The 13015-nt window shown below is 68.6% G+C and carries 11 protein-coding genes; 1 reads left to right on the forward strand and 10 read right to left on the reverse strand.

The genetic code is table 11. The annotated features are described in order from the left end of the window. Positions 1–13: 13 nt before the first annotated feature. On the forward strand, positions 14–3760 hold the full coding sequence (locus tag ASG27_RS18795) for a hydantoinase B/oxoprolinase family protein (protein WP_056419296.1): 3747 nt from the start codon (positions 14–16) through the stop codon (positions 3758–3760). A 60-nt stretch (positions 3761–3820) separates the two neighbouring features. Here the strand turns inward: ASG27_RS18795 and ASG27_RS18800 are convergent, their stop codons facing one another. From ASG27_RS18800 to ASG27_RS18845, 10 genes are all read right to left on the reverse strand, one after another. Beyond that, the gene (locus ASG27_RS18800) at positions 3821–4225 is read right to left on the reverse strand and encodes a monovalent cation/H(+) antiporter subunit G (protein WP_056419297.1); all 405 of its coding nucleotides are present in this window, start codon (positions 4223–4225) and stop codon (positions 3821–3823) included. After that, the gene (locus ASG27_RS18805) at positions 4222–4500 is read right to left on the reverse strand and encodes a K+/H+ antiporter subunit F (RefSeq protein WP_055402533.1); all 279 of its coding nucleotides are present in this window, start codon (positions 4498–4500) and stop codon (positions 4222–4224) included. The genes ASG27_RS18800 and ASG27_RS18805 overlap by 4 nt, the downstream gene beginning before the upstream one ends. Beyond that, on the reverse strand, positions 4497–5015 hold the full coding sequence (locus ASG27_RS18810) for a Na+/H+ antiporter subunit E (protein ID WP_056419300.1): 519 nt from the start codon (positions 5013–5015) through the stop codon (positions 4497–4499). Before ASG27_RS18810 ends, ASG27_RS18805 begins: the two co-directional genes overlap by 4 nt. Beyond that, the gene (locus ASG27_RS18815; protein WP_056419303.1) at positions 5012–6727 is read right to left on the reverse strand and encodes a monovalent cation/H+ antiporter subunit D; all 1716 of its coding nucleotides are present in this window, start codon (positions 6725–6727) and stop codon (positions 5012–5014) included. The genes ASG27_RS18810 and ASG27_RS18815 overlap by 4 nt, the downstream gene beginning before the upstream one ends. 234 nt (positions 6728–6961) lie before the next feature. Beyond that, entirely contained in the window at positions 6962–7327 is a 366-nt protein-coding gene (locus ASG27_RS18820) for a Na+/H+ antiporter subunit C (RefSeq protein ID WP_056419306.1), read from the reverse strand. Continuing rightward, the gene (locus ASG27_RS18825) at positions 7318–10278 is read right to left on the reverse strand and encodes a monovalent cation/H+ antiporter subunit A (RefSeq protein WP_056419310.1); all 2961 of its coding nucleotides are present in this window, start codon (positions 10276–10278) and stop codon (positions 7318–7320) included. Before ASG27_RS18825 ends, ASG27_RS18820 begins: the two co-directional genes overlap by 10 nt. Positions 10279–10393: 115 nt before the next feature. Continuing rightward, the gene (locus ASG27_RS18830) at positions 10394–10834 is read right to left on the reverse strand and encodes a ComEA family DNA-binding protein (RefSeq protein ID WP_056419313.1); all 441 of its coding nucleotides are present in this window, start codon (positions 10832–10834) and stop codon (positions 10394–10396) included. Positions 10835–10912: 78 nt separating this feature from the next. Further along, entirely contained in the window at positions 10913–12070 is a 1158-nt protein-coding gene (gene lapB, locus ASG27_RS18835; protein ID WP_056419316.1) for a lipopolysaccharide assembly protein LapB, read from the reverse strand. Further along, entirely contained in the window at positions 12060–12392 is a 333-nt protein-coding gene (locus ASG27_RS18840) for a LapA family protein (RefSeq protein ID WP_056419320.1), read from the reverse strand. Before ASG27_RS18840 ends, lapB begins: the two co-directional genes overlap by 11 nt. A gap of 175 nt (positions 12393–12567) precedes the next feature. Then, on the reverse strand, positions 12568–12894 hold the full coding sequence (locus tag ASG27_RS18845; protein WP_056419323.1) for an integration host factor subunit beta: 327 nt from the start codon (positions 12892–12894) through the stop codon (positions 12568–12570). Positions 12895–13015: the final 121 nt, after the last annotated feature.

Here is a 13015-nt window from a genome sequence, read left to right on the forward strand (position 1 = left end):
AAAATAGTAGCAAATGTCCCATCAACCTTCCCCCATGTCCCGCTGGCAATTCTGGATCGACCGTGGAGGCACCTTCACCGACGTGGTGGGCCGCCGGCCCGAATCGGACGGCACGTTCACGCTGGTCACCCACAAGCTGCTGTCCGAGAACCCCGAGCAGTACAAGGACGCTGCGGTGGCCGGCATTCGCCACCTGCTGGGTTTGAAGCCCGGCGAGCCGGTGACGCCTGCACAGGTCGAGTGCGTGAAGATGGGCACCACTGTGGCCACCAATGCACTGCTGGAGCGCAAGGGCGAGCCCACGCTGCTCATCACCACGCGGGGCTTCAAGGACGCGCTGCGCATTGCCTACCAGAACCGCCCGCGCCTGTTCGACCGCCACATCGTGCTGCCCGAGCTGCTCTACAGCCGCGTGATCGAGGCGCAGGAGCGCGTGGGCGCGCAGGGCGAGGTGATCGAGCCGCTGGACGAGTCCCACCTCAAGGAGCGCCTGTGGGCCGCGTACGACGCGGGCCTGCGCAGCGTGGCCATCGTGTTCATGCACGGCTACCGCTACACGGCGCACGAACAGGCCGCAGCGCGGCTGGCGCGCGAGGCGGGCTTCACGCAGGTGAGCAGCTCGCACGAGACCAGCCCCATGATGAAGTTCGTGAGCCGGGGCGACACCACGGTGGTGGACGCGTACCTCTCGCCCATCCTGCGCCGCTATGTGGACCAGGTGGCCAGCGAGATGCCGGGCGTCAAGCTGTTCTTCATGCAATCGTCCGGTGGCCTCACCGATGCGGGCACCTTCCAGGGCAAGGACGCCATCCTGTCCGGCCCGGCCGGCGGCATCGTGGGCATGGCGCGCACGGCGGAGCTGGCGGGCCACGCGAAGGTCATCGGCTTTGACATGGGCGGCACGTCCACCGATGTGAGCCACTACGCGGGCTCTTTCGAGCGCGAGTTCGAAACCCAGGTGGCGGGCGTGCGCATGCGCGCGCCCATGATGAGCATCCACACCGTGGCCGCCGGCGGCGGCTCCATCCTGGGATTCGACGGTGCGCGCTTTCGCGTGGGCCCCGAGAGCGCGGGCGCCAACCCCGGCCCGGCCAGCTACCGCCGCGGCGGCCCGCTGGCCGTGACGGACGCGAACGTGATGGTGGGCAAGATCCAGCCCGCACACTTCCCGCACGTCTTCGGCCATGCGGCCAACGAGGCGCTCGACGGCGACGTGGTGGCGCAGAAGTTCGCGCAACTGGCGGTGCAAAGCGGCCGCTCGCAAGAGGATGTGGCCCACGGCTTCATCCAGATCGCCGTGCAGCAGATGGCCAACGCGATCAAGAAGATCAGTGTGGCGCGCGGCTACGACGTCACGCGCTACACGCTGCAGTGCTTTGGCGGCGCGGGCGGCCAGCACGCGTGCCTGGTGGCCGATGCCCTGGGCATGACGCGGGTGTTCGTGCACCCGCTGGCGGGCGTGCTGAGTGCCTACGGCATGGGCCTGGCGGACCAGAACGTGATCCGCGAACAGGCGGTGGAAATCAAGCTTGCGCCGGACGCATTGCCCGGCATCGAAGCCACGCTGGGTGCCCTGGCCGCCACCGCGCGCACCGAACTGGAGCGCCAGCAGGCCGGCAGCAGCACGGCCGTGGTGCACCGGCGCGTGCATGTGCGCTACGAGGGCAGCGACTCGGCGCTCATCGTCCCATGGCCCAGTGCCCCCACGCTCGGCACTGGCGTGTCCTCGCTGCCCCCCGAGGGGGCTTCGCTTGCTTGGGGCGGCCCGGCGCAGCGCGAGGTCCTGAAGGCCATTACGTCCAGTTTTGAGGATGCTTACCGCCAGCGCTTCGCCTTCCTCATGCAGGGCAAGGGCCTGGTCGTGGAGGCTGTGTCGGTCGAGGCCGTGGTCCCCGGCGATGCACCCGTGGAGCCACGCCACACGCTGCAGCCCGCGCGCGAGACGCCGCACCGCGGCATGGTGCGCATGTACACCGGCGGGGTCGATGGCGTGCCCGCGTGGCACAGCGCCCTGCTGGTGGTGCGCGAGGACCTGCGCCCGGGCGATGTGGTCCCCGGCCCGGCCATCATTGCCGAGAAGAACGCCACCACCATCGTCGAGCCCGGCTGGCAGGCGCAGCTGACCGACCTGGACCACCTGCTGCTGGACCGCACCGTGGCGCGTGCAGTGCAGCACGCCGTGGGCACCACGGTGGACCCGGTGCTGCTGGAAGTCTTCAACAACCTGTTCATGAACATCGCCGAGCAGATGGGCCTGCAGCTGCAGAACACGGCGTACTCGGTGAACATCAAGGAGCGCCTGGACTTCAGCTGCGCGCTGTTCGACACGGCTGGCAACCTGATCGCCAACGCGCCGCACATGCCGGTGCACCTGGGGTCCATGGGCGAGAGCATCAAGACGGTGATCCGTGACAACGCCGGCCGCATGCAGCCGGGCGACGTGTTCGTGCTGAACGACCCGTACCACGGCGGCACGCACCTGCCCGACATCACGGTCATCACGCCGGTCTACCTGGAGGACGACGCCGAGCCCACGTTCTACGTCGGCAGCCGCGGCCACCATGCGGATGTGGGCGGCATCACGCCGGGTTCCATGCCGCCGTTCTCGACGCGCATCGAGGAAGAGGGCGTGCAGATCAACAACGTGAAGCTGGTCGAGCGCGGCGTGCTGCGCGAGGCAGAGATGATCGCGCTGCTGGAAAGCGGCGAATACCCGTCACGCAACCCGCAGCAGAACATGGCCGACCTGCGCGCGCAGATCGCCGCGAATGAAAAGGGCCAGCAGGAGCTGCGCCGCATGGTGGGCGAGTTCGGCCTGCCCGTCGTGCTGGCGTACATGAACCACGTGCAGGACAACGCCGAGGAGTCGGTGCGCCGCGTGATCACGCGCTTGAAGGACGGGCAGTTCACGCTGCCGCTGGACAACGGCGCGCAGATCAGCGTGGCGGTGCGTGTGGATGCGTCCAGCCGCAGCGCCGAGATCGACTTCACCGGCACCAGCCCGCAGCAGACGCACAACTTCAACGCGCCCACGGCGGTGTGCATGGCGGCGGTGCTGTACGTGTTCCGAACGCTGGTGCAGGACGACATCCCGCTCAACGCCGGGTGCCTCAAGCCGCTCAAGGTCATCATCCCGCCGGGCTCGATGCTCAACCCCAACCCGCCGGCCTCGGTGGTGGCGGGCAATGTGGAGACCTCCACCTGCATCACCAACGCGCTCTACGGCGCGCTGGGGCTGATGGCGGCGGGGCAGTGCACCATGAACAACTTCACCTTCGGCAGTGCACGCTACCAGTACTACGAGACCATCTCGGGCGGCAGCGGTGCGGGCGGCGTGTGGGATGCTGCGGGCCAGCTCACCGGCGGCTTTGCGGGCACGAGTGTGGTGCAGTGCCACATGACCAACTCGCGCCTGACGGACCCGGAGATCCTGGAGTTTCGGTTTCCGGTGCGGCTGGAGGGCTACGAGATCCGCAAGGGCTCGGGCGGCGAGGGTCAATGGAAGGGCGGCGACGGCGGCGTGCGCCGCGTGCGCTTTCTCGAGCCCATGACGGCCAGCATCCTGTCCAACGGCCGCCACCACGGCGCTTTCGGCATGGCCGGCGGCAGCGCGGGCGCGGTGGGCATCAACAAGGTGGTGCGCAGCAACGGCAAGACCGAGCTGCTGGACCACATCGGCCAGGCCGAGATGCAGCCGGGCGATGTGTTCGAGATCCACACGCCAGGCGGCGGCGGCTTCGGTGCCGTGGGCTCGAAGTAAGGGTCCTATGGGCTGCTACCGCTTGATTTCCAAGCGGTAGCAGCTATCAAATCAGGAGCGTCAGACGCGCACGTCCTCGGGCGCTGTCGATACCGGTTCGGCCTCGGGCTTGGGCTGGCTCAGCGTGGGTGGCACCGGCGGGTGCCCCATCTGGCGCGCCCGGAACAGGGCCGCGCGCATCAGAAAGATCGACATGATCGGCACCGAGATCGCCACGAACACGGCGATCAGCAGCGCATGCAGCGCCAGGCTGCGGTCGGCCACCGAGAAGTACAGCACCGTGCCGTGCATGATCAGCCAGCAGCCCAGCGTGGCGATGATGGACGGCGCGTGCACCCGCTCGAAGAACGTGGGCAGGCGCAGCAGGCCCGACGAGCCCAGCAATGCCAGGCCCGCGCCCGACAGCACCAGCACGGCGACGATGATCTCCAGCCACAGGGGCAGGGTGGTGGCGGCGTCCGTCATTCGATCACCTCGCCGCGCAGCAGAAACTTGGCCATGGCCATGGAGCCCACGAAGCTGAACAGCGCCAGCAGCAGCGCGGCCTCGAAGTAGTTCTTGCTGCCGTACAGCAGGCCCAGCACCAGCATCACCAGCATGCCGCTCAGGTACATGCAGTCGAGCGCCAGCACGCGGTCCTGCGCCGAGGGGCCCTTGAGCAAACGGATCAGTGCGCAGCCCATGGCCAGGGCCAGCATGAACAGGGCGATCGGCAAGGCCCAGTCGAGGATAGGCGTCATTCAAAGATCTCCATGAGGGGGGCTTCGTAGCGCTGCTTCACATCGGCGATGACCTGGGCGGGGTCGTCCAGCTCCAGCACATGCAGCAGCAGCACGCTGCGGTCCAGCGACAGCTCGCCCCAGGCGGTGCCGGGCGTGATGCAGACGATCATGGCCAGCACGGCCAGCGCGTTGGGGTCCCGCACGTCGAGAGGGATGTGCACGAAGCCCGATGGATGCCGACGGCGGCCCGGTGCGAGCAGCAGGCGCGCCACCGCCAGGTTGGAGCGCGTGGTGTCGGCCACCACCGTGAACGCCAGGCGCAGCACCGCACCGGGCTTGCGGATGCGCACCGGCAGCGGTCGCAGCCCCGCCGTGAGCAGCGGTATGGCGAGCGCGAGCACGCCGCCCAGCACGAAGTGCCCTGCGCTCAGGCTGCGATTGAGCAGCAGCCACAGGCCCAGCAGCGCCAGCGACAGCAGCGGCGCGGGCACCAGGCGCTTGAGAGGGCGTTGGTATGTGCGCGATGGCTTCATGGCGTGCTGCTCCCGGGCATGGCGGCAGGCTGGGGTGGGTTGGGCACGGGCTCGGCCGTCATCACGGCGCGCACGTAGCCCGCGGGTGCGTGCAGCGCGTCGGCAGTGGCCTGGGTGTAGCGCATCACGGCACCGGCCTGCCACACCAGCACAGCGCAGGCCGTGAGCAGCAGGGCAATCGGCAAGCCTTCCAGCACCAGCAGCTTGGGCACGGTGCGGTCATGCGCCGCCCAGAAATGGCGGATGCCCGCCCGGGTCAGCGCCAGCAGCGCCAGCAGGCCCGAGCCGATGAGCAGCGCCACCAGCGCCCAGCCTTCCGCGCCCAGGTGGAACCCTTGCGACGAGGCCAGCCCCAGCGGGTTGAGTAGCGCATGCATCATGGCGAACTTGCCCACGAATCCCGGCAGCGGCGGCAGGCCCGCGATGACGAGCGTGCAGGCCATGAAGGCCAGGCCCAGGAAGGCCACGGCGGCCGGGATCACCTGGCCGATGAGTTCTTCTTCGCGGTCGTCCAGGTTGATGCCGTCGGTGGGCACCAGGTCGGCCGACAGAAAAGGCGCATCGTCCGTCTGCTCGTACGCGGCGAGGTTGGAGCCATCGTTGCGCCAGCGGTCGATCAGGTCGGTCAGCAGGAACAGCGCGCTCACGGCCAGCGTGGAGCTGAGCAGGTAGTACAGCAGCCCGGCCGTGAGCAGGTTCTGCCCGAAGCCCATGGCCGCCAGCAGCGTGCCCGACGACAGGATGGCCGAGAACCCGGCCAGGTGCCCCAGCCGCTGCGAGCCCAGCATGCCGATGGCGCCGAACGCCATGGTCAGCATGCCGCCCCCGATGAGCCACTGGCTGCCGAACTGGGCCGAGTCGCCTGCCTCGGCGCCGAACAGCAGCGTCCACAGGCGCAGCACGCTGTACACGCCCACCTTGGTCATCAATGCGAACAGCGCGCCCACGGGCGCCGTGGCCGCGCTGTACGCTGGCACCAGCCAGAAGTTGAGCGGCCACACGGCAGCCTTGATGAGAAACGCCACGGCCAGGATGGCTGCCGCTGCATGCAGCAGGCCGCGGTCGGAGGCTGCCACCCCGGCGATGCTGCGCGCCAGGTCAGCCATGTTCAGCGTGCCGGTGATGCCGTACAGCATGGACACGCCGATCAGGAACAGCGACGACGCCGCGAGGTTGATGGCGATGTAGTGCAGCCCCGCCGACACACGCGGGCGCCCCGAGCCGTGCAGCAGCAGACCGTAGGAAGCGGCCAGCATGATCTCGAAGAACACGAACAGGTTGAACAGGTCGGCCGTGAGGAACGCGCCCGCCAGCCCCATGAGCTGGAACTGGAACAGCGGGTGGAAGTGCACCCCCGCCCGGTGCCAGCGCGCCGCCGAAAACAGCACGGTGGCCAGCGCCACGGTGCTGCACAGCACCAGCATCATGGCCGACAGACGATCCACGGCGAGCACGATGCCGAAGGGCGCAGGCCAGTTGCCCGGCAGGTACACACCCAGGCTGCCCGGCAGCCCGGGGTCCTTGGCCTGTATCAGCAGCAGCACCGCGATCACCAGGCCCATCAGCGTCGAGACGATGTTCAGCGTGACCTTGGTGCGCTGGCGCTCTTCGCGCAACAGCAGCATCAGCCCGGCCGTGAGCATGGGCAGCGCGATGGGCGCGAGGATCAGGTGCGGCATGACCCGGTCAAGTAAAAATCCTGTGAATGTCATGTCATTTGTCCAGGCCGCTGCGCACGAAACTGGCACGCACCGCGCCAGGGCAGCCTGGCAAGGGCCGCCCCGCAGCGAGGGCTGCGTCCCCCTGCCCGCAGCGCGCAGCGCTGCGAGAGCGGGGGCTGAGAGCCGCGGCTCCAAGCCTGCCTGCGCAGGCTTGGACGGCCTCGAAGGGCCGTCGCCTCTGGCGACTGCACGGAGCGGGAGAGCGCCTCAGGGGGGTGTTCTTCATCATGGCATTTCCTGCACGTCTTTGCCCTTGGTCCCATCCACATGGTCGGTGCCGGCCATGCCGCGCGATGCGAGCAGCACCACCAGGAACAGCGCGGTCATGGCAAAGCCGATGACGATGGCGGTGAGCGTCAGCGCCTGTGGCATGGGGTCGGCGTAGTGGGCCAGGTCCTTGGGCAGGCCGGGCTGCAGCACGGGCTCCTTGTCGATGGCCAGGCCCAGGCGGCCCATGCTGAAGATGAACAAATTGACGGCGTACGACAGCAGCGACAACCCCATGATGATCTGGAAGGTGCGGGGCCGCAGCAGCAGCCACACGCCCGATCCGGTGAGCACGCCGATGGCCAGGGCCAGTATCAGTTCCATGGGCCTTCTCCCTGCGTTGCGACGGCGGATGGTTCGGCGGCCTGTGCCTCTTCGGCAGGGCGCGCGTTGTTGTAACGGTGGCTGCGCACCGACTGGTGGGCGATGCCGGTGAGGATGAGCATGGTCGAGCCCACCACCAGGGTGAACACGCCGATGTCGAAGAACAGCGCGCTGGCCACGTGCACTTCGCCCACGAAGGGCAGGTGCAGGTGGGCGGTGTGGCTGGTCAGGAAGGGGTAGCCCCACACCCAGGCGCCCAGGCCCGTGGCCAGCGCGGCCAGCAGGCCCACGCCGATCCAGCGGCGCGGGTACAGGGGCAGGTGCGCCTCCACCCACGAGGTGCCCGAGACGATGTACTGCAGCAGCAGCGCCACCGAGAACACCAGCCCCGCCACGAAGCCGCCACCGGGCTCGTTGTGCCCGCGCATGAAGAGGTACATGGACACCAGGGTGGCGAACGGCAGCATCAGGCGCACCAGCACGGCGGGCACCATGAGGTAGCCCACGGCGGTGTCGGCCGTCTGGCGCGGGTTGGACAGGTCGGTGTCCACGTCGGCCGGCAGCGCGCGCTGCTGTGCGGGCAGGTCCATCACCTCGCGCGCAGGGCGAAAGCGCCGCAGCAGCGCATACACCGTGAGCGCCACGATGCCCAGCACGACGATCTCGCCAAAGGTGTCGAAGCCCCGAAAGTCCACCAGCATCACGTTGACCACGTTGGTGCCGCCGCCACGGCTGAGCGCGTTTTCGAGAAAGAAGGTGGAGGTGCTGTCGGGGAAGGGCCGGCTCATCATCGCGAACGACAGCAGGGCCATGCCCGCGCCCGCGGTCAGTGCCAGGGCCATGTCGCGGTAGCGGCGCAGTTGGGTGCGGCGCTCCTCGGCCAGCGTGGGCTTGCGCAGTGTCTCGTCACGCCGGGGCAGCCAGCGCAGGCCCAGCAGGATGAGGATGGTGGTCACGATCTCCACCACGATCTGCGTGAGCGCCAGGTCGGGCGCAGAGAACCACAGGAAGGTAAGGCACACGCACAACCCCGCGCCACCGAGCAGCGTGAGGGCCGCCAGGCGGTGGTACTTGGCCTGCCAGGCCGCCGCCATGGCGCACAGCGCACCCAGCAGCCACAGCAGCGCGAACGCGGGCGACAGCGGCAGCTGCGTGCGGTCGCCGATCGGCAGGCCGCGCGACCACAGGGGCAGTACGCAGGCCAGCAGCGCGGCGCTCACCAGCCATAGCATCTGCCACTGCAGGCGCCCGGTGCCCAGCAGGCGGCGGCCATGGCGCCCCGCCTGGCTGACCAGGGCCAGCGTGTGCTCGAACACGCGCTGCCCGCTGATGCGGTACATGAGCGGCGGTGCGTCGACCGTGCCCTTCTCGCGCTGGCGGCGCAGCAGCGCATACAGCGCAATGCCGCCGCCCAGGGCGATCAGGCTCATCACGAAGGGCGTGTTGAACCCGTGCCAGACAGCCAGGCTGTAGACGGGCAGCTCGCCCCCTACCACCGGCCGGGCTGCGGCGGCCAGGTACGCGCCCACGGACCAGGCCGGCAGCACCCCCACCACCAGGCAGGCCAGCACCAGCAGCTCCACCGGCACGCGCATCCAGTGCGGGGGCTCGTGCGGCTCGCGTGGCAGGTCGGTGGCTGCGGGGCCCCAGAACACATCCACCGTGAAGCGCAGCGAGTACGCCACGCTGAACACGCCTGCGATGGTGGCCGCCACGGGCAGCAGCCATTCGAGCAGGGGTGTCGTGTTCACGTACACGGTTTCGGCAAAGAACATTTCTTTGGACAAGAAGCCGTTGAGCAGCGGAACGCCCGCCATGGCCGCACTGGCCACCATGGCCAGCGTGGAGGTGATGGGCATCATCCGGCGCAGGCCCGACAGGCGCCGGATGTCGCGCGTGCCGCTTTCATGGTCCACGATGCCCACGGCCATGAAGAGCGAGGCCTTGAAGGTCGCGTGGTTCATGATGTGGAACACGGCCGCCACGGCGGCCAGCGGGCTGTTCAGGCCCAGCAGCAGGGTGATGAGGCCCAGGTGCGAAATGGTCGAATACGCGAGCAGCCCCTTGAGGTCGTTCTGGAACATGGCCGCGTAGCCGCCCACCAGCAGCGTGCACAGGCCTGCGCCGCCCACCAGCCAGAACCACTGCTCCGTGCCCGCCAGCGCCGGCCACAGGCGCGCCAGCAGAAACACACCCGCCTTGACCATGGTGGCCGAGTGCAGGTAGGCCGACACCGGCGTGGGCGCGGCCATGGCATTGGGCAGCCAGAAGTGGAAGGGGAACTGCGCGCTCTTGGTCAGCGCGCCCAGCAGGATCAGCACCAGCGCGGTGGTGTACAGCGGGTGGCTCTGGATGAGCTGGCCGGCCTCGAGCACGTGGTCCAGGTCATAGCTGCCCACGATGTGGCCCAGCACCAGCATGCCGGCCAGCATGGCCAGGCCGCCCGTGCCGGTCACGGTGAGCGCCATGCGCGCGCCGCGCCGCGCATCCTTGCGGTGGTGCCAGTAGCCGATCAGCAGGAACGAGAACAGGCTGGTCAGCTCCCAGAAGAATGCGATCTGGATGATGTTGCCCGACAGCACCACGCCGACCATGGCGCCCATGAACGCCAGAAAGAACGAGAAGAAGCGCGGCACCGGGTCGGCCGCCGACATGTAGTAGCGCGCGTACAGCACCACCAGGCTGCCCACGCCCAGCACCAGCATGCAGAACATCCAGGCAAAGCCATCCATGCGGATGACGAGGTTCAGGCCCAGGGCAGGCAGCCACTCAATGTCTTGCCGGAGCACGCCGCCGTCCGCGATCTGCGGAAAACACAGCGCCACCTGCACGGTGCAGAACACGGCGATCAAACCCGCCAGCGTGGACTCAGTATTGCGGGCATTGGCAGGCAGCACTGCCGCCAGCAGGCTGCCGATGAAGGGGAGGAGGATGAGGGTGATCAGGGGCATGCCCCAACGATTTTAGGGGCAGCTTTCAAAGACCCTGCCTGAAGCCGGCCGTTGCGCGAACGTTGGCGCAAAAAAACAAGCCCGCGGCGGCGGGCTTGCAGCTTGGGGAGCGTGCTTAGTTTTTGCTAGCGCTGGCTGTCGGCGCGGGCGCCGGGGCTGCCGCTGCTGGCGTGGCGGGGTCGGCCTGCGCTGCGCTGCCGCGGGGCTTGGCATCTTGCGCGGCGCCTGCCTGTTTCTTGCTGTGGGCGCCGTGGGCCTTGGCCTCGGCCTCGGCCTTGGCGGCGGCTGCGGCGCTGTACTTCTTGCCGTTGACGGTGAGGCCTTCCTTGGAGAAGTTCACGGCGCTCTTGTTGCCCACGCCGCCCACGCGGCCGATGAAGTCGCTCCAGTCCTTGAAGGACGCGCTGCGGCGCTCGTCGAGGATGCGGCTGGACAGACCCGGCCCGATGCCCTTGATGCCGTCGAGCTCGGCTTCGGTGGCGGTGTTCACATCAACGGCCGCAAAGGCGGCGGCGGCACACAGGGAGGCGAGGAGGGTGAGCAGTTTCTTCAGCATGGTGGATGCGGGATGGGGCCGCTGGGTTGTGTGGGGTTGGGGAGGGAGGGCTGGGGCGCAGATGCCGGCGCTGCGCATTCAGAGTTCTTCGACGCGGCGGGCGGGGTAGCTGTCCCAGGTCTGGCAGCCAGGGCACTGCCAGAAATGCTGGCGCGCCTCGAAGCCGCAGGCCGCGCAGCGGTAGCGGGTGAGGGGCTTGACCGCATGCTCCAGCGCCCGCTGGACCTGCGGGTGGAATTCTTCGTGCTCCAGCTTCTCGCCAGCCAGCCATTTGGCCGCAGCGACCAGCGAGCGCTCCTTGTCCAGGTGCTGCACGTAGCGCTGGCGGGCCGTGTCGCGCGTGGCGTCGTCGGCGGCTTCCATGGCCACCAGGGCTTCGAGTACATCGAGCGACGGCGTCTGTGCATAGTGCGCCTGCAGCAGTGCCTGTACCTCGGGCACGCGCTGCGTGGCGTTGGCCGCCTCGACCATCATCGGCGCCGCGAGGGGCACGGCGGCAGGGTTACGCTCGCCCAGCGTGCGCAGCGTGGTCAGGACCTCGGCCGGCCGGCCCATCAGGCGTTGCAGCCGGGCCAGCTCGATGCGTGCGCGCGCGGCCTCGGGCGCCGCGGCCACGGCCTGCTCCAGCAAGGCCTGCGCGCCCGACAGGTCGCCTTGGGCACTGAGTGCCAGTCCCTGCTCGCACAGGTAGTGCGCCTGCCGCGTGCTGAAGTCGCCCTGGTCGGCATCGTGCATCTTGCGCGCGATGGCGGTGGCATGGGGCCAGTCCCGCGAGCGTTCGTAGATGGCCAGCAGCGCCAGGCGGGCCTGGGCCTCGAAGGGCGTGCCTTCCAGGCGGTGCAGGGCGTCTTCGGCGCGGTCCAGCAGGCCGGCTTTGAGGAAGTCGAGCGCCAGGGCGTGCTGGGCGCGCTCGCGGTCGGTGCGCGAGAGGTCGCCGCGCGAGAGCAGGTGCTCGTGCACGCGCACCGCGCGGTCGTACTCGCCGCGGCGGCGAAACAGGTTGCCCAGGGCGAAGTGCAGCTCCGAGGTGTCGGGGTCGTTCTGCACAGCCTCGATGAAGGCGTCGATGGCCTGGTCCTGCTGCTCGTTGAGCAGGAAGTTCAGCCCCTTGAAGTAGGCCTTGGGCGCGCGGCGGTTTTCGGCACGCAGCTGGCGCAGGTCGAAGCGCGATGCCAGCCAGCCCAGCACGAAGGCGACGGGCAGGCCCAGCAGGATCCAGGTCAGGTCAAATTCCATGGACGGAGGGCAGGTCGGGCGGTGGAGGTGGCGCGGGCGGCGTGTTGGTGGCCGCAGGGGCTACGGCGGCGGGTGTTGTGGCGCTGCCGGCACCGGCCTGTGCACGCCGTGCCGCTGCACGGTGGCGCCACCAGCGAGGCACCATGCCCAGCACCCCCACCGCGAGCCCGGCGGAGAAAGCGGTCAGCACCACCAGCACGAGCGGAGCGCGCCATTGGGTGCCAAAAAAGAAATGCACGGTCGCATCCTGCTGGTTGTTCAGCGCGAAGGCGAAGAGCGTAAAAAAAATGGCTGCCTTGAGCAGCCACAGGAGGTATTTCATCGGTCTCCCCAGTGGTGGGGCGATTCTAAGAGCCAGCCCGCTGTGGCCGGGATGCGTGCGGTGCGGGGTGACTGGGTATTGTGGATGGGCCGATGCGCCGCCCTGCCGAGCAGGCAGGCTATCTGGTAATGCTTGAAAAAGCCGCTACCGCTTGCCTGTACGGCGCAAGCTGCTATCAAATTTGATGGGTGGCAGGCGTCGTGCCTTCTTCCATCTCTGCGGTGCGCTTGTCCACGGCTTCGCGCAGGGCCTTGCCGGGCTTGAAATGCGGCACGCGTTTTTCCGGGATGGCCACGGCTTCGCCGCTGCGGGGGTTGCGGCCCATGCGGGGAGGGCGGTGGTTGACCGAGAAGCTGCCAAAGCCCCGGATCTCGATGCGGTGTCCGCGCACCAGCGCGTCGCCCACGGCGTCCAGAATCGTCTTGACGGCGAATTCGGCATCGCGGTGGGTGAGCTGGCCGAATCGTGCGGCCAGTTCTTCAACCAGGTCTGAGCGGGTCATGGAGTCTTGGGACATAGGCAGGCTGCCCGTGGGCAGGTGGTATCTCTCTTCGTGAAAAAAGAGCGGGCGCCGAGGCGCCCGCTGTCTGACCGTTGACGGCCAGGCCCCTGCACGAATGGAT

Source organism: Acidovorax sp. Leaf191 (genome assembly GCF_001424425.1).
In the GTDB taxonomy this organism is placed as follows: domain Bacteria; phylum Pseudomonadota; class Gammaproteobacteria; order Burkholderiales; family Burkholderiaceae_C; genus Acidovorax.

What these genes read in the sequence shown, in the direction of transcription:
- lapB (WP_056419316.1), bottom strand. Translation starts at nt 12,070, where the DNA reads ATGGAATTTGACCTGACCTGGATCCTGCTGGGCCTGCCCGTCGCCTTC.
- ASG27_RS18825 (WP_056419310.1), bottom strand. Translation starts at nt 10,278, where the DNA reads ATGCCCCTGATCACCCTCATCCTCCTCCCCTTCATCGGCAGCCTGCTG.
- ASG27_RS18795 (WP_056419296.1), top strand. Translation starts at nt 14, where the DNA reads ATGTCCCATCAACCTTCCCCCATGTCCCGCTGGCAATTCTGGATCGAC.
- ASG27_RS18820 (WP_056419306.1), bottom strand. Translation starts at nt 7,327, where the DNA reads ATGGAACTGATACTGGCCCTGGCCATCGGCGTGCTCACCGGATCGGGC.
- ASG27_RS18845 (WP_056419323.1), bottom strand. Translation starts at nt 12,894, where the DNA reads ATGACCCGCTCAGACCTGGTTGAAGAACTGGCCGCACGATTCGGCCAG.
- ASG27_RS18810 (WP_056419300.1), bottom strand. Translation starts at nt 5,015, where the DNA reads ATGAAGCCATCGCGCACATACCAACGCCCTCTCAAGCGCCTGGTGCCC.
- ASG27_RS18800 (WP_056419297.1), bottom strand. Translation starts at nt 4,225, where the DNA reads ATGACGGACGCCGCCACCACCCTGCCCCTGTGGCTGGAGATCATCGTC.
- ASG27_RS18805 (WP_055402533.1), bottom strand. Translation starts at nt 4,500, where the DNA reads ATGACGCCTATCCTCGACTGGGCCTTGCCGATCGCCCTGTTCATGCTG.
- ASG27_RS18830 (WP_056419313.1), bottom strand. Translation starts at nt 10,834, where the DNA reads ATGCTGAAGAAACTGCTCACCCTCCTCGCCTCCCTGTGTGCCGCCGCC.
- ASG27_RS18840 (WP_056419320.1), bottom strand. Translation starts at nt 12,392, where the DNA reads ATGAAATACCTCCTGTGGCTGCTCAAGGCAGCCATTTTTTTTACGCTC.
- ASG27_RS18815 (WP_056419303.1), bottom strand. Translation starts at nt 6,727, where the DNA reads ATGACATTCACAGGATTTTTACTTGACCGGGTCATGCCGCACCTGATC.